This window comes from Roseivivax halotolerans (genome assembly GCF_900115815.1).
Taxonomy (GTDB): domain Bacteria; phylum Pseudomonadota; class Alphaproteobacteria; order Rhodobacterales; family Rhodobacteraceae; genus Roseivivax; species Roseivivax halotolerans.
Genome location: NZ_FOXV01000006.1, coordinates 1 through 23,749 on the forward strand (window position 1 = coordinate 1; position 23,749 = coordinate 23,749).

General features: G+C 62.6%; 27 protein-coding genes. 12 read left to right on the plus strand and 15 right to left on the minus strand.

The window, feature by feature from the left end; all coding sequences use genetic code 11:
* Positions 1-165 precede the first annotated feature (165 nt).
* Together csgH and BM171_RS18695 are read left to right on the plus strand one after the other, a co-directional pair.
* The gene (gene csgH / locus BM171_RS19435) at positions 166-516 is read left to right on the plus strand and encodes a curli-like amyloid fiber formation chaperone CsgH (protein WP_425438944.1); all 351 of its coding nucleotides are present in this window, start codon (positions 166-168) and stop codon (positions 514-516) included.
* Between the two features lie 94 nt (positions 517-610).
* Positions 611-934: a hypothetical protein gene (locus BM171_RS18695; RefSeq protein ID WP_139218689.1), complete on the plus strand. Its 324-nt coding sequence runs from the start codon at positions 611-613 to the stop codon at positions 932-934.
* 34 nt (positions 935-968) lie between these two features.
* Here BM171_RS18695 and BM171_RS09530 read toward each other — a convergent pair whose 3' ends face one another.
* The 3 genes from BM171_RS09530 to BM171_RS09540 form a co-directional block, all read right to left on the minus strand.
* Positions 969-1,505, minus strand: coding sequence for an invasion associated locus B family protein (locus BM171_RS09530; protein WP_175497526.1), 537 nt, complete (start codon positions 1,503-1,505; stop codon positions 969-971).
* A 174-nt stretch (positions 1,506-1,679) separates the two neighbouring features.
* Positions 1,680-1,997: a hypothetical protein gene (locus BM171_RS09535; protein WP_093011111.1), complete on the minus strand. Its 318-nt coding sequence runs from the start codon at positions 1,995-1,997 to the stop codon at positions 1,680-1,682.
* A 126-nt stretch (positions 1,998-2,123) separates the two neighbouring features.
* The gene (locus tag BM171_RS09540) at positions 2,124-3,467 is read right to left on the minus strand and encodes a plasmid recombination protein (RefSeq protein WP_093011114.1); all 1,344 of its coding nucleotides are present in this window, start codon (positions 3,465-3,467) and stop codon (positions 2,124-2,126) included.
* Between the two features lie 479 nt (positions 3,468-3,946).
* On the opposite strand from BM171_RS09540, the gene BM171_RS09545 reads away from it, so the two are divergent.
* The 4 genes from BM171_RS09545 to BM171_RS09560 all read left to right on the plus strand — a co-directional run bounded on the left by BM171_RS09545 (position 3,947) and on the right by BM171_RS09560 (position 6,760).
* Entirely contained in the window at positions 3,947-4,477 is a 531-nt protein-coding gene (locus tag BM171_RS09545) for a hypothetical protein (RefSeq protein ID WP_093011118.1), read from the plus strand.
* Positions 4,470-4,871, plus strand: a complete 402-nt coding sequence (locus BM171_RS09550) for a hypothetical protein (protein WP_093011121.1) — start codon at positions 4,470-4,472, stop codon at positions 4,869-4,871. Before BM171_RS09545 ends, BM171_RS09550 begins: the two co-directional genes overlap by 8 nt.
* A 126-nt stretch (positions 4,872-4,997) precedes the next feature.
* Positions 4,998-5,180, plus strand: a complete 183-nt coding sequence (locus BM171_RS09555; protein WP_093011124.1) for a hypothetical protein — start codon at positions 4,998-5,000, stop codon at positions 5,178-5,180.
* Positions 5,177-6,760, plus strand: a complete 1,584-nt coding sequence (locus BM171_RS09560) for a recombinase family protein (RefSeq protein ID WP_093011127.1) — start codon at positions 5,177-5,179, stop codon at positions 6,758-6,760. Before BM171_RS09555 ends, BM171_RS09560 begins: the two co-directional genes overlap by 4 nt.
* 258 nt (positions 6,761-7,018) lie before the next feature.
* Here the strand turns inward: BM171_RS09560 and BM171_RS09565 are convergent, their stop codons facing one another.
* The 4 genes from BM171_RS09565 to BM171_RS09580 all read right to left on the minus strand — a co-directional run bounded on the left by BM171_RS09565 (position 7,019) and on the right by BM171_RS09580 (position 10,666).
* Positions 7,019-8,086, minus strand: coding sequence for a hypothetical protein (locus tag BM171_RS09565; RefSeq protein ID WP_093011130.1), 1,068 nt, complete (start codon positions 8,084-8,086; stop codon positions 7,019-7,021).
* Positions 8,087-8,439: 353 nt separating this feature from the next.
* Positions 8,440-8,940: a hypothetical protein gene (locus tag BM171_RS09570; RefSeq protein WP_139218690.1), complete on the minus strand. Its 501-nt coding sequence runs from the start codon at positions 8,938-8,940 to the stop codon at positions 8,440-8,442.
* 542 nt (positions 8,941-9,482) lie between these two features.
* Positions 9,483-9,986, minus strand: coding sequence for a HugZ family pyridoxamine 5'-phosphate oxidase (locus BM171_RS09575; protein WP_093011137.1), 504 nt, complete (start codon positions 9,984-9,986; stop codon positions 9,483-9,485).
* Between the two features lie 20 nt (positions 9,987-10,006).
* Positions 10,007-10,666 (minus strand): hypothetical protein, encoded by a 660-nt coding sequence (locus BM171_RS09580; RefSeq protein ID WP_093011140.1) that lies wholly within the window; start codon positions 10,664-10,666, stop codon positions 10,007-10,009.
* Between the two features lie 145 nt (positions 10,667-10,811).
* Between BM171_RS09580 and parA the strand changes: the two genes are divergently transcribed.
* The 3 genes from parA to zapE are packed head-to-tail and all read left to right on the plus strand — an operon-like array spanning position 10,812 to position 13,390.
* Positions 10,812-11,453 carry a ParA family partition ATPase gene (gene parA, locus BM171_RS09585; RefSeq protein WP_093011143.1) on the plus strand — a complete coding sequence of 214 codons (642 nt, stop codon included), beginning with the start codon at positions 10,812-10,814 and terminating at the stop codon, positions 11,451-11,453.
* Positions 11,454-11,487: 34 nt separating this feature from the next.
* Complete coding sequence (locus BM171_RS09590; RefSeq protein ID WP_093011146.1) at positions 11,488-12,333, plus strand: DUF6206 family protein; 846 nt, start codon at positions 11,488-11,490, stop codon at positions 12,331-12,333.
* Positions 12,326-13,390 carry a cell division protein ZapE gene (gene zapE / locus BM171_RS09595; protein WP_093011149.1) on the plus strand — a complete coding sequence of 355 codons (1,065 nt, stop codon included), beginning with the start codon at positions 12,326-12,328 and terminating at the stop codon, positions 13,388-13,390. Before BM171_RS09590 ends, zapE begins: the two co-directional genes overlap by 8 nt.
* Positions 13,391-13,689: 299 nt before the next feature.
* On the opposite strand, the gene BM171_RS09600 is transcribed toward zapE, so the two are convergent.
* The 4 genes from BM171_RS09600 to BM171_RS09615 all read right to left on the minus strand — a co-directional run bounded on the left by BM171_RS09600 (position 13,690) and on the right by BM171_RS09615 (position 17,806).
* Complete coding sequence (locus BM171_RS09600; RefSeq protein WP_093011152.1) at positions 13,690-14,964, minus strand: bifunctional folylpolyglutamate synthase/dihydrofolate synthase; 1,275 nt, start codon at positions 14,962-14,964, stop codon at positions 13,690-13,692.
* On the minus strand, positions 14,961-15,914 hold the full coding sequence (gene accD / locus BM171_RS09605; protein WP_093011155.1) for an acetyl-CoA carboxylase, carboxyltransferase subunit beta: 954 nt from the start codon (positions 15,912-15,914) through the stop codon (positions 14,961-14,963). Before accD ends, BM171_RS09600 begins: the two co-directional genes overlap by 4 nt.
* A gap of 72 nt (positions 15,915-15,986) precedes the next feature.
* Positions 15,987-16,865 (minus strand): CPBP family intramembrane glutamic endopeptidase, encoded by an 879-nt coding sequence (locus tag BM171_RS09610; protein WP_093011158.1) that lies wholly within the window; start codon positions 16,863-16,865, stop codon positions 15,987-15,989.
* Positions 16,862-17,806: a fatty acid desaturase family protein gene (locus BM171_RS09615; RefSeq protein ID WP_093011161.1), complete on the minus strand. Its 945-nt coding sequence runs from the start codon at positions 17,804-17,806 to the stop codon at positions 16,862-16,864. The genes BM171_RS09610 and BM171_RS09615 overlap by 4 nt, the downstream gene beginning before the upstream one ends.
* 103 nt (positions 17,807-17,909) lie before the next feature.
* Between BM171_RS09615 and BM171_RS09620 the strand changes: the two genes are divergently transcribed.
* The 3 genes from BM171_RS09620 (at position 17,910) to BM171_RS09630 (ending at position 19,623) form a co-directional block, all read left to right on the plus strand.
* Positions 17,910-18,527, plus strand: a complete 618-nt coding sequence (locus BM171_RS09620) for an HAD family hydrolase (RefSeq protein ID WP_175497527.1) — start codon at positions 17,910-17,912, stop codon at positions 18,525-18,527.
* Positions 18,528-18,627: 100 nt separating this feature from the next.
* Entirely contained in the window at positions 18,628-18,906 is a 279-nt protein-coding gene (locus BM171_RS09625) for a hypothetical protein (protein ID WP_139218691.1), read from the plus strand.
* A gap of 165 nt (positions 18,907-19,071) precedes the next feature.
* A complete protein-coding gene (locus BM171_RS09630) occupies positions 19,072-19,623 on the plus strand; it encodes a helix-turn-helix transcriptional regulator (RefSeq protein ID WP_093011169.1) in 552 nt (183 codons plus the stop codon).
* Positions 19,624-19,656: 33 nt separating this feature from the next.
* Here the strand turns inward: BM171_RS09630 and BM171_RS09635 are convergent, their stop codons facing one another.
* The 4 genes from BM171_RS09635 to BM171_RS09650 are packed head-to-tail and all read right to left on the minus strand — an operon-like array spanning position 19,657 to position 23,749.
* On the minus strand, positions 19,657-21,429 hold the full coding sequence (locus tag BM171_RS09635) for a pilus assembly protein TadG-related protein (protein WP_175497528.1): 1,773 nt from the start codon (positions 21,427-21,429) through the stop codon (positions 19,657-19,659).
* Positions 21,416-21,835, minus strand: coding sequence for a TadE/TadG family type IV pilus assembly protein (locus BM171_RS09640; RefSeq protein ID WP_175497529.1), 420 nt, complete (start codon positions 21,833-21,835; stop codon positions 21,416-21,418). The genes BM171_RS09635 and BM171_RS09640 overlap by 14 nt, the downstream gene beginning before the upstream one ends.
* Before the next feature lie 5 nt (positions 21,836-21,840).
* A complete protein-coding gene (locus tag BM171_RS09645; RefSeq protein WP_093011178.1) occupies positions 21,841-22,812 on the minus strand; it encodes a type II secretion system F family protein in 972 nt (323 codons plus the stop codon).
* A complete protein-coding gene (locus BM171_RS09650) occupies positions 22,805-23,749 on the minus strand; it encodes a type II secretion system F family protein (protein WP_175497530.1) in 945 nt (314 codons plus the stop codon). Before BM171_RS09650 ends, BM171_RS09645 begins: the two co-directional genes overlap by 8 nt.

Below are 23,749 nucleotides of genomic sequence, written 5' to 3' on the forward strand. Positions count from 1 at the left end.
CTTGCGTTTCGACATCTCTGATCTCCTTCTCGTCGAAGATCAGCAGACTGCAAATCGTAGCTTATGTCAGTGTCCGAATTTCGGGGGATAGCTCAGATGGAAGGCCGAAGATAATCCTTGCTTGCTCTCTGAGCTTCGGGTCAGGCTATATTTATGAATATCCTGATGTCCGCAGTCTTGGCCGCAGCGACGCTACAGAGCTCGGCGGCGTCCTCTTCCGAGGATGTTTGCCGGATTCACATATCCGAAACGGGCGGCGTAGTAGGGGTCGAGGCGTATTTAACTGCGCAGGGCTGGGCTGATGGGAGCTTCTTTTTCACGAGCATCAGCCAAGTGGGATCTAACCGTTCGCAGAACTTTCAGGCTGGAATGATACCCTCAAACGCGAATTTGCTGCTTCCCGCCCGGCTGGCTTCTGTGACACTTAGTACTGGACCTGCTGCCCGTATGGAATTCCGTCTTCAGTTTTCCAAGGGCCGGGAGACAGCCGAGTGTACTGCTGTCTTCAGGCAGTAGGAGCCTTGCTCACACAAACTTTGCTCCCAAGGTTGAGATTGCACATCGTCTGCCGCAAGTATGCTTAAACGGCAAGAGACGGAGGACAACCAACATGGACGGTTTGTACGTGGTGCGAATTGCAGCGCTGGCGGCACTTGCGACACTTCTTTCGCCGAGTGTAAACGCTCAGGAGGCATTCCTTAACTACACGCAACCCTTCGCTACAGTTTCGACACCAGGCTACATCGCTCAAGTAGAGAATTATCCAGCTTTCCGCCCGGTATCGCCCCCGGCTGGAGACACCGCCTCGTCTGCTCCTGAGCCAGCTTCTGCACAATCGGCAGCACAGCCCGAACCGGAAGCCGAAGAGAACGTCATCCTTAATGTCGGTGGCAGCTTTCAGGTTGTTCCAAGGGCGCGGATTTCCGACAATTGACTGACGGACCCTCACACCACAGACCAAACTCACTTCACGATCCAGCCTCGTTGGAAGGATCTTCGGGCAAAGCACCGGCGCGTTCCACAAGTTGATCAAAAGCGTCGCTAAAACTCGAAATCGAAAATGGAATGTTGATGACATCGCCTGCGGCAGACTGCATGACCACTGATGCAGTTTCGCCATCGTTGATTGCTGACAGGATGTCTGAGGGTAATGAGCCTTGCACGAGACATCCTTCAGGCACACAAGTTCCGACAGGCAAAGGCACCGAAACCTCCTCATCGACACGCAACTCGGGCGGCACAGAGAACCTTATACCGAGTGGAAGCGCAATCTCGGTTTGGACCGTGCCATCGCCTAAAATCGCTATCGCGATCGCTAGCGCGACTACTCCCGCGTCTGCGTCCTCCACGCGCTGGTAGATCTGGCACTGCGGCTGCTCCTCGCTTGCAAAACATTCAAGCGACCACGATCCAATCTTCAAAACTTCATCCGGACCTGTTTGAGCGAGGCTCGGCTGGGCGATCACGTTCAACAAGAAAAAAGTCGTGAGGTAAGAAATACGCATTTGGGCAGCCTCTGGCATACAACTTACCTTAGCCTGACAGCCGACTTACGCGGGTACAACACTGGTTTTTCGGCTTGACGATAACCCCATCTCACAACGGCAGATCGTCCAAAATAAAAAGGCGCGGCTCCAGGTGCCGCGCCTTTGCCACTGATCGTGGGGAGTGGATCGGCCTTACTCGGCCTTTCCTTCATCTTTGGGTTTGCGCGTCGGCTTCTCGGCCTTCTGCGCATCGATCTCGGCCTTGCGGGCCTCGACCAGCTTGGTGACTTCCTCGGGGCGCAGCTCGTGCACGGCGATTTTCTTCGCCAGGCTGGCAGGCGCATGCACTTCGAGGTGCGTGAAGAGGACGGTGAGCAACTCTCTGTCGGCAGTGTTGAGAAGCTTCGGCAGCTTGTCGTTCACCATCTTCTTCATTGCGGTTTCCGCGGTTTCGCGATTGTTGTGTGCGAGTACGGTTTCGAACACGCGTTGTTGTGCGGTTGTCAGCATAGTGACCTCCTGATTGCGATTTAAATTCCGGGCATGGCCCGCGGCCTTGGGGTCGATCTCCTGGACATCTCACCCTCGGCTGAAGGGGACTTGTGGTCCTTTGGGATGGGACGGAAAAAACTTTTTTCAAAGTTTGATTGCTCGGCTCTCATCGCGATCCGCCTGATCACGGGCACCCCTCTGATCGAGGTGTCGCAGACCAAGGAGACGCTTGGTCAGCCCTTTCCGTAGCTCCGCGATCGTCTCGCGCACGGAGCTTGGCAGTTTGCTCGCGATCGCCACGATCGTGTCATCCGCTTTGCGGATTTCCTCGACATCCCGCGCGACTTTGCGGCGGGCCGCATCCTCGGCTTCGCCTCGCAAGCGCGCGAACGCCTTGCGGAACAGCGTGCGGGCTTTCTGCAAGCGTGGGCTTGCCGGTTTCTCGGGAGACGTTTGCGGCGACGGTCCGCTTCCGTTGGTCGGCTGCTCTTTGCCGGGCAACTCCGCACGTTCCGCAATATCGATGTCGCCAGACGCCACGGCCGCGGCAAGGTCCAGAACCTCGTCGGCTTCGCTCTCGCGCTGCGCGACGGCGCCTTCGCGGATCTCAAGCTCGGAAGCCTGTTTAGAGAGCTTGCGCTCTTCCTTGCGACGCCAAGCCCGCGGCGAGACATGCTGCCGCTTTTCCGGGATCTCGACCTTTGGTTCGTCGCCGCGTCGCGTGGCATTCTCTGCGATCGCCTCCCGGATCGCCTTGGCGCGTTTCTCACCCCGCACCAGGCCGATCTGACTGAACCAAGCGCCGACGCTGTCCTGCGCCAATTCGTAATCCTCGATGATCGCGTGCTTGGACGGCTGCAGCATCTGCCGTCCATCCTTGGTCTTGGCCCGCGGCAGGATGACCGCATGGATATGATAGGCCTCCTCGTCGAGATCCGCGCGGGCATGCACGACATCCTCGCCGAAGTGCTCTTGCAGCCAGGCGACCGCCAGCTCCTCGAATTGGGCCTCGTGTCTGTTGAGGGCGCGCGCCGCATCTTCGTCGCCGAAGAGTTCGTCGATGGGTTGGAAGCCTGGCGCTGTCGGCTGGGCTTGCGGGTTCTGCTTCTTCCTTTCGTCGTTCCCCGCTTCGAACCATTTGCGGTTCACCGTCAGGATGACCTCCCGCATCGGCCCGTGCCGGGTCGCCCGCCAGGGATCGCGCGGGCCTTCTGTGATGCGTTTGTGCAGCTCGCTCTTCCGCCGACGCCTCTTCAGCTTTTCGAGCTCATCGGCAAAGTTCTCCGTGGCCATCTCGCGTACTTCGTCCTGAACCTCGCGCGCCCAGCCCTCCGAGCCGAGAAGACGCCGGTTGTCCTTCGAACGCGCCTTGTCCACATGCCCGAGATCGCCGCCCTTGCGCGTCCGGTGGCCCTCGTAGCCTCCGAGATCCTTCGGCCAAAGCCCCGCCATGCGCAGCACCACGGGCGTGCCTGTCGTCTCTGTCATTGTGCGTCCTCCGTTTTGGAGGTCGGGACATCTGGTCGGGCCGAGTTCCGCAGAAACGGGTTGGGATCAGCGCTTCGCGTCAAAGGCTGCACGAGCGCTGCAGTTCCCCTTACTCACTAATCAGCCCGCGCAGTCGGCGCGCTCCGCGCGCCTTGGTGCTCGGGCTGTCGTTCGCCGGGGCGCTGCCCCGGACCCCGCTCGCCGAGGGGCAGGAGGTCGTTCGCTACTCTCCTGCACCGCTGGCGTCTCCGACGGCTCGGAGCATCGTTCCGCACTCCTCCGAGACCACCTGCTCGCGGCTCCCCGCGCGGGTTCGAGAGGGTCTGCCCTCTCGACGCTCTCCCAAAATGAAGCCGGAGCCCGGGCCCGGGATCCTCTTTGAAGCGACGCGCGGCTTGTGCCGCGTCGCTTCAAAGAGGCCCCGAGCCTCGGAGGCAGGAGCAACGCGGTGTTTCTCATCCCAGAAAGGAAGACACCGCATGAACACGTCCCAATCCCACACTGCCTGGAAAGACAGCCTCGCCCCGGGCGATGTCGTCTCGTTCTGCTTCCCGCATGAGCGGGAAGGCTCCAACGCGCCCAAGGTGCGCCCGAGCCTCGTCCTCGATGTCGAGGTTCGAGACGGCCAGCGCTACGCCCATCTCGCCTATGGTACGACCTCGCCAACCACCCGCCGGGCGGGCTACGCTATCGACGTCACCGATGCGGACGAGATTGCGTTCGCGTCTCTGCACAAACCGACCCGGTTTGATGCGGCGCGCCGCGTCATCGTCTCGCTCGCCAATCATAACTTCGACGTCAGCCCGACCCGCGGCACGCCGGTGCTCGGCCGTCTGACCGGCCGCGCCACCGAGCGCATGCACCGCATCCGCGCGCGCATTCACGCCGAGCACCATATGCGCCGGGCAGGGCTGTTCCGGACGCGGCGCGGGTATAACCCGCCACGCGAGATCACTGTTGAGCGACGGAAGGACGGGCGGATCACGGCCCGGCAGACGCGCAATGTCTGAGCCGTTGCAGAGCGCTCTCCTCGCTGTCATCGAACTGGTCCCCGCCGCCAAGAGCGCGCTCGCCGAGGCGGGGGCGCATCTCGACGCAAGCCAGCGCAAGGCCCCATTCAAGTTCTCGGGCAAGCTGGACGACGGCAAGGTGTTCCATGACCGCGACCTCGAAGAACTCGAGCGGCTGCTGAAGCCGCTCCAGAAGATCATCAGGGATGGCGAGCGCACCGAGGTGATCGTCGACGAAGGCTATGTCGACGAATCCTGGATCCAGACGATCCTGATCCCCGAGGCCCGCGAGCTGCAGGAGACCTGCGCGCCGCTCTTCCAGCTGCGCGACGCGCTCCGCCATGTGCGGGATCTGCGCCGCGTCGATCGGATCTATTCCCAGCTCGCGCACTGACCCTCTGCGGGGCATCTCCAGGTGCCCCGCAAAAAAAATAAAAAACTGACTCAAACTCGGATCTGCGGTCCCAGCCCCGGCCTGATGTCCCCTCGAGCGCAACAAAGCATCGAGAAAGGACAACAGATGCAGGCCCAGACAGATCGAGCAACCCTTCACGCCGCAAACGACAACCCTGGCGGAGACCAGAGCGCAGAGGTCGCGCTCCGCGGTCTCGTCACGCTCCTCGCGCGCGCCGAGATCCGCCGCGCCTCCGAGGCCGCGGCCAACACAAACACCGACAAGAACAAGAAAGGAGGCCGCGCATGACGACCCGCGTCGCAGTTTACGTCCGCTATAGCTCTGGACTTCAAAAGCCCACGTCGATCGAAGACCAGATCGCGATGGCAGAGATTGTCTGCAAGCAAAATGGCTGGACCATCGTCGAGACATTCATCGACATGGAAAAGACCGGGCGGAATACCAATCGCGCCGGCTATCAGGCCATGAAGGCGGCGGCACAAAGCCGGCGGTTCGACATGGTGGTCACGGAGTCCATGAGCCGTCTGAACCGCAATGTGCGGGACTCCATCGACATCTATACGGTGCTCTCGTTTCAAGACGTCAGCCTCTACACGATTGAAGAGAAGCATCAGGATTTCCTCAGGGTCCTGTTCCTCGGCTATGGCTCGCAAACGCAAAGCGAGAAGATTGGCGAAGCCACGCTTCGCGGTATGAAAGGCGCATTGAAGCGGAAGCGCCTTCACGGCAAAGCGTTCGGTTACCGCAAACGCAAAGCGGAGCACGGATGCAACCGTGAGATCGTTGAGGAGCAGGCGGCTGTCGTGCGGCGCATCTTCAAGGCGTTTGCCTCTGGCCAGAGCGCGACCGCCATTGCGGAAAGCTTGAACGCGGATCGTATTCCGGCACCGAAGGGCGGAAGCTGGGAAGGCTCGACCATCCGAGGCAACCCCGCCCGCGGGGAAGGCATCCTGCGCAACCGCCTCTACATCGGCATCCCCGGTATGGGCCGGACGAAGCACACCTATAATCCCGAGACATTCCAGAAGAGAATCAAGCCGACACCGGACCAGATGGTCGAGGAAGATATTCCGGAACTCCGGATCATCGATCAGCCGCTCTGGGACGCTGTCCAAGCCGAACTCGCGCGGCGGGCTGCCGCCTCGCCGAAGGCAGCGCGGGCTGCGCGGCGGAAGACGTACCTGCTCTCCGGTCTTCTGACCTGCGGCTGCTGCGGTGGTTCCTACATCACGGTAAACAAGACGAGCTACGGCTGCCGCGAGGCACGCAGGAAAGGCTGTAGCAACAAGGTTCTGATCTCCCGCAAACGCATCGAGACGCGCGTGTTTGCAGCTCTCGATCAGGCCTTCCGCTCGCCCGAGCTCATCGCGCAGTTCGAAGCCGCGATGGAATCCGAGCGGAAGGCGCTCGCAGATGGTAGCCTCGATACAGAACGCGCGCGCCTTGGCGCCGCGCTCAAGAAGGCGGAGCAAGGCAAGACCAACATCCTGAACGCGATTGCCGAGGGTGCGCCCTATGCAACCTTCAAGGAGAAAGCAGAAGCCTTGGAGGTCGAGATCGCCCAGCTGACGCAGCGCGTCTCGGACATCGACACACAGATCGAGAATAGCAGCCAGGTCATGGAAAGTGGCGCGGCCGTCTATGAGCGCGTCCTGAGCCAGCTGACGCAGCTCCTCTCCGATCGGGACTTCGTGGAGGAGGCCCACGGCTATCTTGCGGTGCTCATCCGGAAGATCGTGCTCATGCCGGACGAGACCGCAGAGCACGGCCTGAGGGCTACCATGGAGCTGTCCAGCGAGGCGCTTCTGCCAGGGGTCATGGGTGATCAGGGCGCAGGCTCGAAGAGCGGCACCAAGGTCGTTTGCTGACGACCGGCCCACGCGCTCGCGAAGCGCCGATCTCGACGTCGAACAGTACCTCCGTCAGCTATCTGGCGGAGGCGTTTTTGCGTTTGGGTGGGCGCAACTTTCGCGCTTCACAATTATATCTTTGGTCTGCTGATCGAATTACAAGGCAATGCGGAGGGCGGACAGCGATCGTTCGCTGCACTCAGGCAACGATGATTGCAGTGCGCCGAAGCGGGCTTTGCAGAGTCGCGGTATCTATATCGGCAGATGCATGGCGACCTATTCAGTGTCATTCACTGTGAGGTCTTCAAGGCGCAACGTTTCGCTTTTGATCGAGCGGATCTCAGATATCAAGCCCCGAAGCTCGCCAATAAGATGGGCTTGGGCCTGGTCCTGCAACTGCTCCTCCTCGTCAGCTTCCGGCTCAGGGGGCTGAAGATAGTCCATTTCGCCGCCCTTCTTGCTGAACTCAACGTATTTCTTCACCGCAGTCCGCAGGTGCGCATCATGCTCCTCAGCCAAGCCACCGGCACGGTTCTTCAGTTCGGCGATGATGTCATCGACAAGCGAACTTTCCCTCTTCTTGAGGTCCTCTCGCATCGACCTTTCGATTACTTCGTTCGAAATGCGCTTGTGGCGAAGGTCTTCGATGGCGTTTTGAACCTTTAGGACATCGAGCACGACCCCAGACACCTTCTTGGACATGAACGCAAACGCAGAGATAAGCGCCATGCTCCCGGAGACGCAGACGATGATCGACCCCTTGGAGGCGCCTACGACCTTCATGTCATGTGGAGTTTCGTCGACAAGATGCCCGATACCACGCACAATGTCGTTCCAGTCTGCCGACCACTTTTTCATGGCGGCAATGTTCTCGATCGAAGCATCCTGCCGAAACTGGATTCGCGCAATTGCGGTGTCGTCGTGGACCACATCCCCGGTCTGATCAGGCATGAAACCTGCTGCTTGCAGCGCAGTAGAGAGACTCTCCAGCATTCCGGTCACGCTTGTTACCTTATCCGCAGCAGTCTTCATTTCCGACGCAGAGGTTGCCGGGTCATAGCCTGACTCGGTAACCACCCGCTCTACGAACTCAGCGCCACGGACACCAAGAAATTGCCCAACCCCGATCTTGTCCAGCTGCGCGACCTGCTGGAGGTTCAGTTCGGTCATGGGCAGAGCGTTGAGGCCTTCCACCAATTCATGGAGTTGTTCACGAACCGGCTGCTTCTGGTTCTGCGAGGCATTGTGCTGGAGCACGTTCTGGAGGTTCTTATACTGCTTCCCTACCCTCGGACCATTACTCCGATACCAGTCTACCAAGTCGAAGATTTCGGCAACTTCCATCCGCAGTTTCTCCACTGGCGCAATTCGCATAATCAAATGAACCGATTGCACAATCCGAACTTCGGGGCATGGTTTCAACCTACGAAACGCGAAGCTTGAGAAAAACTCACGGTGAGAGTTTGCTGGCGGTGAGCAGCTTTCGTCCTTTTGAACACCCGCTTAGTGCTTCGGTACAATGAAACGATCTATCTGGCTGGAGAGACAACATTTCGCGTTAGATTTCGGTGTGATAGCTCAGCGGTGCCGAGGCCGATGGACAGCATAGGTTTGGGTCCGGCCGTCTGCTGGAGATTCACAGACGGCGGCTATGGTCAGAGACGACCTGAACCGCGACTTCACCCCACCATCTCTAATCATGTTTCTCCGAACATTCTTCGGGCGGCCGTGACTTCTGGACCCTGCTGACCGACCGGACGGCTGTTAAAAATTCCATGGACGACAACGTTGCGTAAGTATTTCGTATCGCGTTGGTTCCGGCACTCAGGATTCTGCCGCAGTGCAACTCCAAAGAGCATCTTTTCAACCCACTGGATCAACGGCTTGGCGCTCTTCCGGTTACGGCTGAAGTATCCTTCAGGCGTCAATAGTGGCATCAGAAACAAAATGGGCGTACCGCGATGCTCTCTGATTACAGCGTCATAGTGGTCGCGCTTATGCTTCTCGAGCACCTCGCGCCGAAATCCGCCCTTCGCCACGGTCATACCGATATACCAGGGCTTCATTGCATCGCCATGCCTGAGGCCGAATGCATAGCATCCGATCGCTCTCTCCAGCCCCTGAGATTCATAGTCATAGCGTGCGGATGCTTCCTGCACCTGCTCCCAGAAGTCCGGCTGCTGCGAGGGTATTTTCATGTCAATCCGGGCCAAATCGAACGGGCCATATATGTCAAACCACAAGATCCAAGCACTCCAGATTTGGCGAACGTCGATGGTAGAAGCCACGAACTCGCGCGCGCAATACAAACGCCTGAAGCCAACAGGCCAGTCGAGACTGGGTGACTGAGACTGTTCAGAGCAGCCTCGCGTCGCCCCGTAGTGAACAATCGCAGTGGGTTGGGCATTTGTCCACGTATAGGCGTGAGGTGCTGCACCGTGGCTGAGTGTCCGCTTTTGGGGGAGCCAGCCCCATATTGCGGAAAATTGGTCTCTTGAAATGCCACTGTGGGCCGTGAGTGGCCGCAGTCAGATCTGTACGCGATAATTGTCCTCAGCGTGATTGTCCTGATGGATCTTTCGATGCGTGCTCGCCTGCTCCGCTCATGGATGCTTTGTGTCACTTCGCGGCTCGGCTATCTGCCACGCCCACCCGAGACAGAAGAACGGCTGTCGAGGTGCAATCAACGCTTGAGCGAGGGGCGCTGCCCCTCGCGCTCCCCGGAGTATTTTTCGCCAGATCATGAGCAAATCGAGGGCGCGAGATCGGCCGGTGTCAGGCGAAAGGCTTTGCCGAAACCGCCATTCAGATGTGCCTCCACCGGAGTGAAGCGCAGGAGCGAGAAATCCGAGAAGCCGATATAGAGGCGGGCCTTGGGGTAATGCGCGAGATAGTGATCGGCGAGGGAGGCATGGTCGGGATCGCCGTGACGGATGAAGCTCGCGCGCGCCTGAAGCGTCAGGCGCGGATGGGTCAGCGGATCGCCTTTCGCGCCGGGCTGCCCGACCAGGAGCGAGCAACGCGGATCGCCCTTGAGGGCGCGGGTGTGGTGGGAGAGGTCCGAGACGAGAGCCAGCGGCAACCCGTCCGGCCCCGGCACGCAGCCGATCCGGGTCGCCATCGGGAAGGCCGTTTCGGGATCGAAAACCGCGAGCGCTGCGTATCGGGCGGCCTGGATCAACTCTCTGGCGAGGGTGCGCGCTTCGTCGTCGGTGGGCCTGATCGGATCTTGCGTGTCGGTCATGGCATGAAGCTAGGCGGTGCTCAGAACTCCGTCCAGAGGCCGAGCTTGAGACCCATGCTGGTATCGCCAAGAACGCCGTAGCTTACACCGAGCTCGAGATCGAAGCGCTTGCCGAGCGGCGTCGTCACCGATGGCACGATTCGCAGGAAGGCCTCGTCGCCGGTCTGCTGCCCGGTCTGGAACTGGACCATCGCGCGCCGTGCGCCAAGGTTCATTCCCAGAGTGAGATCGAGCTTCGCGTCGGCATTGCCCGTCTCCGGAAACAGCTCAGCCGCGAAATCCGCTGCCGCCCATCCCCGCGCCACGCCTTTGCCCAAGGACAATCCCGGGCGGATCACGGTCTTGCCCTCGATCTGGCCGATGCCGAGTTCTGGTGCAATCTGCATGCCGAGCCGTTCGCCAAGCGGGTATCTCACGAAGGCGACGACCTTGGTGCCGCCCGAGACCGAACGGCCGAGATCGAGCCCGACCGTCCAGCGATCCGTCAGACCGTACTCGAGATAAAGCGTGTCGTAGCGCGCGGTGGGCGCGTAGCTGACCCATGTCGTGTAATCCTGCGCCCAGGACAGGTACGAGGTCGCCGAGGCAAAGCCGGTGCCTTTCTCGCGCGGCCAGGCACCTGCCGCGGCCAGGCCAGGCAAGAGCAGCGACAGAGCAAGGGCGAGACACACGCGGATCATGTCTGCGAGCTATCCCGCGTTAAGGTTAATGAGCTGTTAAACACGCAGGTTCGACCCAATCGACGCAGGCGAATTGGCGTGGCGTGGTCATTTCCATGCTGCAGGTGCAAAATGCGCCCGCGTCAGGCAAGAGGGGCGATTCGCGATGACCGGCTCGATCATTACCGTAGCTCAGCAAAAAGGCGGCTCGGGCAAGACGACGCTGGCCGCCAATCTCGCGGTCGGGTTCTTGCGTCAGGGAAAGACCGTGGCGCTGGTCGATACCGACCCGCAAGGCAGCCTCGGGCGCTGGTTCATGACGCGCGTCGAGGAACACCCGGACGCCACGGTCGGCCTCGATTTCGCGACCTCTTCCGCCTGGGGGATCACCTACGAGACCCGGAAGCTGGCGGGCGCCTGCGACATCGTCATCGTCGACACTCCGCCGAAGGCCGACAGCGATCTGCGACCCGCGCTTCGGGTGGCGGACCTTGTCGTCGTGCCCGTGGCGATGAGCCATGTGGATCTCTGGGCGACAGAAGGCGTGCTGGATCTCGCGAGGCGCGAGGAGAAGGACGCGCTTGTCGTGATGAACCGCACCCGTGCGCGCACGCGTCTTGCGGGCGAAGTGGCGGAAGCGGCGGCACGGCTGGAGGCCACCATCGCCGAGACGCAGATTGCCAATCGCACGATCTATGCCGAAGCGATGGGCAAGGGATTGTCCGGGGCCGAGGGTCGCAAGACACCTGCGCGCGCCGAGGTCGACGCGCTGTCGCAAGAGGTGGCGGATCGGCTGGCAAAGGGGTAGACCGGAGGGCACACCGCCCGAGACCGGAGAGATCATGACCGACCTCGCTGCCCTTGCCGACCTCATTCGATCCGACACCGAGACCCGTGGCAGGGCGATCTCGCGGCTGGGCTATTTCTGCGCGCCGTTCCAGCCCCCAGAGGGTCCGTTCTCGGACAAGGTCATCAAGGTCTATCGTGGCGCGGCCAAGCCGGCGGAGCTGACACGCCTTGCAGAGGCGCATGACGATTACGTTCGGGTGCTGACCGAGTGCGGCGTCACGCTGCCTGAGACCGAGTTCCATCTCGTCGATCTCGGAGGGTCCACAAGAACGCCGGTCATCGTTCAGGAGGCGTTGCCTCTCAGCAGCCTGATGCGGCCGCGGATGCGCGAGGACAGCAAGGAAGAGACGCTGGCAATGATGCAGGCCGCAGGCGAGGTCATCGCGTCCTTCTGGACCGAGGCGCAGCGGGTGAAGACGCGCGTCGGCTTCCATCCCTCGATCCGCAATTTCGCGATCAGGGACGGCCGCGCGGTCTTTTTCGACACCTTCCCGCCGCTCATCCACTACAGCCGCGAGGAGATGGGCAAGCTGCTGCTGCAATTCTCCGAGAAGCGGATGATGCGACTTGTCGGGCCAATGATGCAGAAGCGTGTGACGGGTATCCAGGACGAATGGTATTCGCCGCCCGAGACACTTGTCGGGCTCGTCGGCTCGGCCTGCCGTCTGCGGCCCGAATTCGCCGAGGATTACCTCGAATGGGGACGGCTCTTCGCGCGCTCGCACATGCCACGCTGGGCTGAGCCCGCGATCGAAGGCCTGGACGGGCCGCCGCAGCTTCCGGGCTACTGGACGGGGTTCCGCAAGCTTCTTGGCCTTCAGGGCGAGCCGAATGTCTGAGCCCCTCTCTGCGCTTTACGAGGCGCGGGTGGCGGCTGGCAGCATCGAGGACGACCCCGCACAACGTGCCATCCTGCCCGAGTTCGACCGGATCGCCGAAGCGGTGAACGCGCCGCAAAAACGGGGGTTCTTCCGAAAGGCACCGCCGCCGCCCAAGGGTCTATATATCTGGGGCGGGGTCGGGCGCGGGAAGTCGATGCTCATGGATCTCTTCGTTGAAAGCCTCGATGTGCCCGCCCGCCGCGTGCATTTCCATGCCTTCATGCAGGAGGTGCAGGACGCGGTGCATCGCGAACGGAAGGCGGGCACCGAAGATCCGATCAAGCCGGTGGCCAAGGCCGTCTCCGACAGCGTGAAGGTCTTCGCCTTCGACGAGATGCAGATCACCGACATCGCCGACGCGATGATCGTCGGGCGGCTCTTCGAGCGGCTTTTCGAAGCGGGCTGCGTTGTCGTCACGACCTCCAACCGCGTCCCTGACGATCTTTACAAGGACGGGCTCAATCGCGAGCTGTTCCTGCCCTTCATCGCGCTTTTGAAAGAGTGGATGGTCATCCATGAACTCGCGGCCGAGAAGGATTATCGGCAAGACCGGATCGCCGGGAGCGAGAGCTATTTCACGCCTGCCAACGCCGAGGCGCGAACCGCCATCGACACCCTGTGGCAGCGTCTGTCAGGCGGGCAGGAGGAGCCTCTGACCCTGACGGTGAAAGGCCGCCAGATCGAGCTGCCACGCTATTCGGGCGGGGCCGCGCGCGTGCCGTTCTACGAGCTGTGCGGCAAACCTCTGGGACCGGCGGATTACCTCAAGCTCGCCGAAACGGTGCGGGTCTTGATCCTCGAGAACGTGCCGCAGCTCGGCCGGTCGAACTTCAACGAGGCTAAGCGCTTCGTGACGCTGATCGACACGCTTTACGAGGCGGGAACGCAGCTGATCGTCTCGGCGGCCGCTGAGCCGGAATATCTCTATGTCGAGGGGCCGGGTGCGTTCGAATTCGAAAGGACGGCGAGCCGTCTGCGCGAGATGCAGTCAGAGGGGTGGGGCGCGAAGGCGTGACAAAAAAAGGGGCCCCGAAGGACCCCTGAAATATTCTGTCTGCTGCTGCTCGATCCGGCTTTTATGCGCCTGTTTTGTCGTCTTTCGCCCGATGACGCGGTGCTGGTGCCGGGCAATAGCCGGCAGCTCGCGCAACGCGGTCATCGCATGGGCGATGTCCCTCGTGCCGTGGTCTGGTTTCGGTCGTTTTCGGCAAGATATTGACCGAATCATACGTGACGAACGGATGGTGCGTCAACATATAGTATGGCCATCAAGCACTCGCGGTGGACTTTTTCCGTGCCGCAACGGGTGGCGTGTCAGCCGTTCTCGCGCAGCACCCATCCAGCCAGGTACAGAGAGCCGCAGATCAGGATGCGAGCATGCGGGGCATCGGCGACGATCCCCTCGACGGCTGAAAGCGGCGAGGCAGCCGTCCGCGCGGCAAGGCCCGCATCGCGGGCGCATTCCGCCGTCTCTTCCGCCGAGAGCGTGTTCGCTTCGCTGGGGATCGATACGGCGCTGAGGCCGCGCACCTGACCCTCGAACGCACGCAGATAGCCGCGCACGTCCTTCGTGTTCAGCATTCCGCAGACCATGTAGGTGGGCCTCTCCGGCAGATCGCCGAGATGCGCCGCAAGCGCGACGCCCGCCGCTGGGTTGTGACCGCCATCAAGCCAAAGCTCGGCCGCGCCCGCGGCCTCGACAAGCGGCCCATGCCGTAGGCGTTGCATTCGGGCAGGCCATTCGGCGCGCGTGACCGCCGCCTCGCAGGCCGCCTCCTCCGCGCCGAGGTGCCGGAGCGCCGCCAGCGCTGCGCCTGCGTTGTCGAGCTGGTGCCGTCCCGGCAGGTTGGGCTTCGGCAGATCCAGGAGACCTTGCTCGTCCTGGAAGACGAGGCGGTCATGCTCTTCGTTCACATGCCAATGCTGGCCTTGGGCGATAAGCGGTGCACCGAGCGCCGCCGCGCGCGCTTCGATCACTTCGAGCGCTGCCTCCTCCTGCGGGCCCACGACGCATGGCGTGCCGCGCTTCAGGATGCCCGCCTTCTCGCCAGCGATCTTGGCGAGCGTGTCGCCGAGATAGCTTTCGTGGTCCATCGCCACCGGCGTGATGATCGTCAGGGCGGGGTGCTCGACCACGTTGGTCGCATCGAGCCGCCCCCCGAGCCCTGTCTCTAGAAGGAGGTAGTCCGCCGGAATACGGCTGAACGCCAACAGCGCCGCGCAGGTCGTGATCTCGAAATAGGTGATCGGGTCAGAGCCGTTGATCGCATAGACCTCGTCGAGCAGCACCGCGAGATCGGCTTCCGAGATCAGGTCTCCGGCGAGCCGGATCCGCTCGTGGAACCGGGCAAGATGCGGCGAGGTATAGGCGTGGACGCGGTTGCCCTGCGCCTCGAGCCCGGCGCGGATCATCGCCTGGGTGGAGCCTTTCCCGTTCGTGCCCGCCAGGTGGATGACCTTGGGCAACGACCGCTCGGGATGGCCGAGCTTTTCAAGAAGCTGCCAGACCCGATCCAGCGTTAGGTCGATGTATTTCGGGTGCAGGGCCATCATCCGCATGAGGATGTGGTCCGACGTGTTCCCGTTCATTCCTCGGGCTTCGCGGCCGTCTCTGCGCCGTCGTCGCTGTCATCCGCGTGGTCTTCGAGAACGGGATCTGCGGGCGGCGGCAGGTCGCCCCAGACCGGCGGCGGCTGCTGCATCAGCATTCGCAGTATTCCGACGAGCTCGTCGCGAAGCTCGCGCCGGTCAGTGACCCGGTCGAGCATGCCGTGCTCGAGTAGGTATTCTGCGCGCTGGAAGCCTTCGGGAAGCTTCTCGCGGATCGTCTGTTCGATCACGCGGGGGCCTGCGAAACAGATGAGCGCGTTCGGCTCCGCGATCTGAATATCGCCCAGCATCGCGTAGGAGGCCGTCACGCCGCCGGTCGTCGGATGGGTCAGGACGACGATATAGGGCAAACCCGCCTCGCGCAGCATCTGGATCGCCACCGTGGTGCGCGGCATCTGCATCAGCGAGAGGATACCTTCCTGCATCCGTGCACCGCCCGCGGCCGAAAACAGGACGAGCGGGCGTTTGAGCTTCAGCGCCTCTTCGGCCGCAGCGATGATCGCGTTGCCGACATACATGCCCATAGAGCCGCCCATGAACGAGAAATCCTGCGCCGCGGCCACGACGGGCGTTCGTCCGATCTCACCGGAGGCAACAAGCATCGCTTCCTTCTCGCCGGTGGATTTTTGCGCCGCGCGCATACGGTCGGGATATTTCTTCTGATCTCGGAATTGCAGCGGATCGGCCACCGGCTCCGGCACGGATACTTCCGTGAAAATGCCGCTGTCGAACAATGCCCGGAACCGCGCACGCGGCGTGATCTGCATGTGGTGCCCGCAATTGGAGCAAACATGGAGATTGTCGGTCAGTTCGCGATGGAACAGCATCGTTCCGCAGCTATCGCACTTGGTCCACAGGTTCTCGGGCACTTCGCGCCGCGAGAAGATGGAGTTGATGCGCGGGCGGACGTAGTTCGTGATCCAGTTCATGCGGCTCTTCCGGGGCTGCGACACGTGCGCCCGACTTATGACGCGAAACCGTGAAATGCAATCGAGTGCGGCTCAGACCCGAAGGGCGAGGCGCGCGGCAAGCCAGCTCACGATCAGCGAGGCGAATTCAAGCGGCAGCGCCGCCGCCACCGCTGCCTCGTCGGAGGGCGAGAACGGGAACGTATAGAGCGACAGCCCAGACAGCACGCCGTTCATGGAGATCAGCAGAATCACCACCGCATTGTTGGCGAAATGGAGCGCGATGGCCGGACCGAGCGTGCCCGACCGTGCCGTCAGATCGCCAGCGAGAAGCCCGAACGCCCCTGCCCAGAGCGCGATGCCAAGCGCGTTCGACCCGAACGTGCCCGCCGCGTAATGGCCCGCCGCGAAGAGCGCCGCTTGCGGGATCAGCCATAATGCAGGATGCCGGAACCGCCCGGCGAGCTGGCTCTGCAGGTAGCCGCGAAAGAATACCTCCTCCGCGCCGGTCTGGATCAGGAGGCCGAGAAGCGCGAAGGGCAGGAAGATCAGCCAGCGCGACATGGGCACGTTGCGTGACAGCTCCTGCCCCGAGCCCAGCGTCAGCAGCGCCAGAAGCACCGCTTGCAGGATCGCGATGGCGACGAGCACCCGCAGCCCTTGGTGCAGGGCCAAAGGCAACGGACCCATCACGCTGGCGATGCCGCGTCCGTGCAACAGCCGGGCCGCGAGGAAGGCTCCGATGGCCAGCGCTCCCATCGCGTAGAGGATCACCAAGAGCCCGCCCGGTGTCGTTCCGCTGAGCGCGCCCTGGATCAGCTCGCTGCCGCCAAGGGCCAGCGCGCCGAAAAGCGCTGCCTGGCTGATGGCGAGGGCGGTGAGGCCCGCAAGCGCGAGCCCGGCCAGAAGCCGCCAGATCTGCGGCTTGGCGCGGGCCTCCTCGATCACGGGGCCATAGGCGGCATAGCTCATGCGGGTTTCGACGACGCACGCGCCAGGACAGAGAGATAGTTCGGAGCGGTGGTCATCTTCTCGCCGTGGCCTTTCTCGATCATCAATCTGTGCAACTTCGGCAGGTTATGCGCCGGGATATGCATCACCAGGTGATGTTCGAGATGGTAGTTCACCCAGTAGGGCGCAACCAGGGCGCGCTCGATCGGGTTCGCCAATGTCGTTCGGGTGTTCCGAAACGGATCGTTCGAGAACTCCACAGCGCCGTGCTCGGCGATGTTGCGGATCCGCAGGACGAGCTGGAACCAGGTCAGGAGCGGCAGCAGCCAGAAGGCGAGCCACGCCCACCAAAGGCCGGAAACCGCCCAGAAGAGCGCGAAGATCACGACATTCGCGATGATCGCTCGTCCGATCACCGGCCCCGAGAACGCCTGCGCGAGATCCTGGCTCGATGGACTGCCCTCGACCTCGCCGGCCATCTTGAAGGCGAACATGATCTGCTGCGCCCGCTGCTTGAGGCCCGTCTGCCCGGTGATGTCCCGCAGAAATTTCCGCATCAGCGAGGCGCGCGTCGTCGGGAACGGCTTCGACAGGCGCAGGTCGGGATCTTTCTCGGTCTGCGTGTGCCGGTGATGTGTGAGGTGGTAGTGCCGGTATTCCGGCAGGTCTGCCACGATGGGCCGCCCGCAAAGCCACTCACCCGCCCATTCGTTCACGGATTTCGTCTTGAAAAGCGCGTTATGCGCCGCCTCGTGCATCAGGATCGCAAGACCGAGTTGGCGCGAGCCGATCAGGATCACGGCGAGAAGGAAGGTCAGCGCATTCGGCCAGACAGCGAAGAGGGCAAGCGCGCCGAGAATCACGCCCCAGGCATGGGTCACGAGCCACGCGCCCCAGAGATCGGACCGGGCCGAGAGGCTGCGGATTTCTTCGGATGTCAGGTAGGCTTTGCCGGGTGTCATGTTCGTATGTCCTCCCCATACGAGCCTGCGGCCCATATTGTGCCCGGTCAAGCCGGACGCGGCGTCCCTTGCCGGGCGCGCCGCGCACGATATCTCGCCGCCGATGACACAGGATCTGCAACTCATCGCGTGGGACTTCGACGGCGTTCTCAACCGCAACATCGTGAACGGGCGCTTCGTCTGGGCGGACGGCTTCGGAGCCGATTTCGGCCACCCCTTCTCCTCGCTGCAGGCCTATCTGTCCGGTGACACCTTCGAAGCCATCGTGACCGGCCGCCGCGATCTGCGCGACGCTGTCGGGGCATGGACCCGCGACGTCGGCTTCGCGCCCGGACCCGATGTCGTTCTCGACTACTGGTTCGCCCAAGACAGCCTGGCGGACCCCGACATGTGGGCTCGCCTCGATGCCATGCGGGCACGCGGACTGCGGCAAGTCATCGCCACCAACAACGAGGACCGCCGCTGCACCTATATCGAGCAAGAGATGGGCTTCGGCCCGCGCATCGACGGCATGTTCTCTTCGGGCCGGATGGGCGTTCGCAAGCCTGATGCAGGGTTTTTCGAGATCATCGAGCGTGAGACCGGCGTGCCTCCGTCCGCGATCCTTCTCGTGGATGACACCGGGGAGAACATCGCCGCCGCTCGCGCGCGGGGCTGGAAGACCTTCCACTATTCCGAGACCGCCGGTCCCGATCTCGACAAGTGCCTCAGCCTGTCCTGACAGGTGTCACACGGCAATCCGTTCGCCGTAGCAGCGTCCCGCTATTGACCCGTCACGGCCGCCCCCGCCCGCAATGGGGCTTGCCTTCCTGTTTTTCTCCATGGGCTACGACGCCTTCACCGGTCCGATTTTCAGCCAGAACCTCATCGGCCGAGGTGACCTGCGGATACAGGACCACTGTAAGGATGGGGCCCATTCCCTCATGGGCTACAACACCAACCAATTCCCGAATTTTTTCATGATTACGGGTGTCATGACGCCGTCCGCGCTGTTCAACATAGCTCTCGGGATCGAGCGGGACGCGGAGCGGCTCAGCGATCTTGTCGCATACATGGACGCGCATGAGTACGTCGCTGTCGAAGCCGACGCGCGTATCTGAGACGTTTTGGTACAGGCGTATTGACCTATCGAGCAGGCTCGAGAAGCCCGGTCACGTCTTCGCTTGGGCCTCCGCACACGCCATAAACCTCGTGCCAAACCAACCCGGGACAAATTTTAGACATGTTCGGCAGACACCTTGGCGGCACAGAAGGAGAATCTCTTCATGTCCCGCATCTTGATTACAGGTACAGCGGTCGTCGCAACGATTGCCGCGATTAAGACACTCATCTTGCTGACATTCGTCTTTCCGAAGGCCTCTGTCGGCGTCGTGACGATCACCGGACTATACGTTCTGTTCTTCGCGCTGACGGCTGCGGTCGCCTACGTGAGCTTCATTCAGCTCCGCGCGTTCCTTGAGCGGCAGCGCAAGGAGAAGCTGGTGCCCGGCGCCGGTGAGCCGATTGCGAAAGAAACCGTCGTTCTGCGCTACGCGACCGATTGGCGGCTCTCGCAAGCCGAGGCAGATATCGCGATCTTCGTCGCGAAAGGTTTCTCCAACAACGAGATCGCCGAGATGCGCGGCTGCGCCGTGTCCACGGTCAAATCCCAGCTTGGCAAGATCTATCAGAAGTCGGGCCTCGAATCGCGCTATCAGTTGATCTCCTTCGTCACCGACGAGGTCTGCGCGATGGCCAGCGAATCCGCCGATGACACCGCGCAGATCGAGACGCGGAAGGTCTTGCCGCTGACAGGGCGGGTGACCGAGGCGGCCTGATCCCAAGTCCGAAGCCTCGGCTCGCCACATATCTCAGCGCACCAGCCTGACGGTTTCGCAATGATGCCCCGTCAGCGTCAGCTCACCCGCGCCGAGCTCGATGCCAATCTCGGCAAGCGCTGCATCCAGAACGCCGTCGACCGGTGCTGTCACCTGTCCCAGAAGCTGCGTGCGCAGAACCGGCAGCAGGCCCGAGACGATGGGGCCTGCCACGCCGCTCACGAGACCCGTTTGATCGGGATCCACCCGCAGTTCCAGATGCTCCGGCGCGAAGAGGTCGCCGACAGCGCTGCTCAAGAGGTCCGCTGATCCGAAGCTCTTGGAAGTCGATCCCGCGGCGATCTCGCCATGCGAGAAGGTAAGCGTCTCGGCGCGCGAGGTGCCGACCTCGACATGCGAGCGCGCCTGGATCGTGATGCCGGGGATGACGATGTCGGGAAGAAGCGGCACGGCGATCGTCACGTTGACCTCGACAATATCGGCAAAGTCCAGATTGGCGGGATCGATGAGTCCCGCGCCGGCGCCGTGCGATCCAAGATAAAGCGCCGCGACCGACGTGCCGTTGCCGGGGTGGAGCGGTGTCGGCGCGGTGATGAACCGCGCGGCGAGATCCGTGCTTTCGGTGGGCGCGCAGGCGATCTCGTCCAGCTGTGCCGTCGCGCCGGCGATCTCTGCCGCGATGGGCAGATTGATCCGCGCGACATCCACGCCGAGACCGAGATTGCCCAGAATAGCGGTCGAAAGCTCGATATCAGTGGAGAGGCGGAGCGCGGCCCGGCTGAGCTGAACGCCATCCTCGCCAAGCGCGATCCAACCCGATCGGGCAGGCGGCTCGTTCGCTGTGACCTGCACATCCGCGGAAAGAAGGCCCGGCACGGCGAGATTGACCGGAACTTCGATATCGGTGCCGCCGCTTCTTGCAGCGACCGTGGCGCGCACCACGTCCAGCGCGGAGATCTCGATCTTCGCAAACGCCTCGGTTGCGGTCAGGCCCAGGGCGCTGTCGATACCGCCGACGAGATCCGAAACGGCAAAGCTTTGTCCCCCGGCCCCGTCCGCCATGCCATCGAGCGCCGAAGCGAGGGTGCCGGGCAGAAGGGATTGCAGTGCCGCGACCATTCGTTCGGTCGGCACGGCTTCATCGAAGATCGCGGCGGGATTGCGGGGCGGGTTTCCCATCAGACCTGACAGCGCCGCGATTAGGGCGCCGGAATCCAGCCTGCGCTTTGCGAGAAGGTCCATATCGCCAGCCGTGATCCGAGCGTTCACGCCGAAACTCTGCGCGAGAAGATCGTTCAGCGCCTCGCTGTCGAGATTCGCGACGTGACTGTCGAGCGTGAAGCTGGCAAGTGCGGTCCGCGAGGCAATCGCCGTGCGGTCGAGGGTGACATGGCTTGCTTCGCTGAAGACACGCGCGAAATGCAGGGGGCTTTCGTCTTCCAGTACGACGCGCACGGCATTGTTGCCTGGATTGCCCGCGGGCTGCACCGAGAACCGGCTTTCCGCCGGGATCGCGGGGTTTCGCAGGAAACGCCCGTGTTCGAGCCGCGCCAGCGTAGCATCCGGTGCCCCGTTGCGTGCGATCGCGGCCAAAGCGCGGCTTTCGGCGTTGCCTTGATCCGATATGGCGCTCATCGCGGTGAGGTCGCTCGTCGCTTGAAGCCGTGCCCGGTCGCGGTAGAGCGAGGCGACATCGACCCCGAAGGCGACGAAACCGAGGAGGACCGTCAGGACCAGCGAGACGATGACGGCCACGCTGCCATCCTCGTCCGAAACCATCCGGCGAACGAGATCAATACGCGACATAGGCCTGCCCCTTGATGGTCGAGAGGTCCAGCCCCAGGAAGCCATTGGCGATATCGAGAAGCGAGCCGTCGATGTCGTAGTCGATATTGACGGTAATGCCGCCGGCTGTGCTGTCCTCGTCGAAAGTGAAGCGGGGATCGACCGCGTCCTGGATCAGAAGCGGATAGCGCTCTCCCGCCTCGTTGAGATAGGTGGTCGCGAGGGCCTCGCGTTCGGCCTGATCGAGCCCGGCCACCGAACTCCGGGCCGCGCCGGCGGCGAGCTGATCGACCGAGTGGCTGACGCCCATGAAATAGCCCAGCACGACGGTCCCGAAGAGAAGCGCCAGAAGGAACGGCGCGATCAGCACGAACTCGACCGCGACGGCGCCCGATGTGTCACGGCAAAAGGCTCGGAGGCGGCTCATCACACTCATCCTCCCGACAGAATATTGTCGAAGACGCTCAGCGCGGCAGGACCGACGAGGACCACGAAAACGGAGGGCATGATGCAGAAGATCAGTGGGATCGTCATCAGGACGGGCAGGCGCGCGGCCTTCTCTTCGATCGCCATCAGCCGGTTGGCGCGCTGTTCGTTGATGAGCGTCCGCATGGCGCGCGAGAACGGCGTGCCGTAGGTGTCTGACTGGTCGAGAGTCTGGGTAAAGACGCCGATTTCAGGCAGCGGGACGCGCGCTGTCAGTCGCTCATAGGCCGTGCGGCGGTCATTCGTCATCGCCATCTCGGAGACCATTTCGTGGATGTCCTGGGACAATTCAGGGCAGATGGATGCCATCTCTCGCGCGACGCGATGCAGCGCCGGTTGCGGGCCGAGCCCCGCCTCGGACGAGATCACCAGCAATTCGAGCATATCCGGAAAGCCCTTGCGGATGCGCGTCAGGCGGAGCTGGCGTTGTCTGCCGACAACCGCATCGACCCCTTTCGAGAGCCCGAGCGCAATGGCGATGACGGCGGCAGCGGGCATCATCATCTCGAGGCCGGGCGTGCGCGTCGCCAGAAGCCAGGCAAGCCCCGCGACGACGGCGAGAAGCGGCAGAACGGTCTTGAGGAAGGCGTAGATCAGAAGCGCATCCCGGCTGCGATATCCTGCGGAGGCAAGCTCCGCCGTGGTCTCGATCGCTTCGCCGCCAAGGACTGCCGAGAACCGCTCTCCGATCCGGGCGACGATCCGGCGCAATTGCCGCAACGCATGGGCAACGCTGCCGCCACCAGCCTGCCGTGCAGGCGCGCGCGTTGCGGGCGCGGTCCCCGTCGCGCGCATCAACCTGAGCGCCAGGCGGCGTTGGATGCGTCCGGCCTGCAAGAGGGCGCCGAAGCTGCCGAGCATCAGGCACAGACCACCAAGCGCGATCAGGAAGACGAGCTGCGTCAGAGGATCAGACATCGAGCCGCCCCATCCGCGTCATCGAGAATATGCCCAGACCGATACTGACCAGAGCGACAGCCGCCATGACCCGGCCGCGTCCGTCGGTCCAGAGCGGCGCCAAGTAGTCGGCGTTCAGAAGAAACAGGACAAGCGTGATGGCGAAGGGCAGGGACGCCAGGATCACTGCGCTCGCCCGCGCCTCCGAAGACAAGGCCCGTGCCTTCTTGCGCAGCTTGCGACGTTCGCGAAGCTGCGAGGCGAGGCTCTCCATCGTTTCAATGAGGTTGCCGCCGGTCTCGGCCTGAAGGCTCGTTGCGACAGAGAAGAAACTGACTTCCGCTGTGGGCATCCGCTCTTCCAGCCGCGAGAGGCTTTCTGCGAGGCTGGTGCCCATCGAGATCTCGTCGTGGCAGATCGTGAACTCGCGCTGGATCGGGCCCTTTGCGTTCTTCACGACGATCTCGAGCGACGCCGAGACCGGCCGGCCCGCTCTGAGACCGCGCGCGAAGACGTCGAGGGCTTCGGGCAGATCGGCGGTGAAGGCAGCCCGATATCGCGCTTTCGCCATGCGAAGGACAAGCACGGCCACGGCGGGCGGGATCACGATCGCAACGGGCAGGGCGATAACCGGATGGAAATGTCCGACGAGGACGGCAAGCGCGTAGAGCGAGAGCGTGCCCAGCGATACCTGCAGGAGAAGTTCCGACACGCTCGTGCGCAAGTTCGTCTGTGCGAGCTGTTGCTCGATCCGCGTGAGCAACGGTGACGCCTCGCGCGCGGCGCTCTTCCTGGCGCGCGGTGCGATGGGTGCAGCGCTATGGGGCGTGCGGTCATCGGCACAGATCCGGGCAAGCCGTCCGTCATGCCGGCGGCGACGGCGATCGGCCATGACGATCAGGCACAAGGCGCTGGCGACGAACATGAGCGCCGCCGCGCCTGCGAGGAGGGTGGGCAT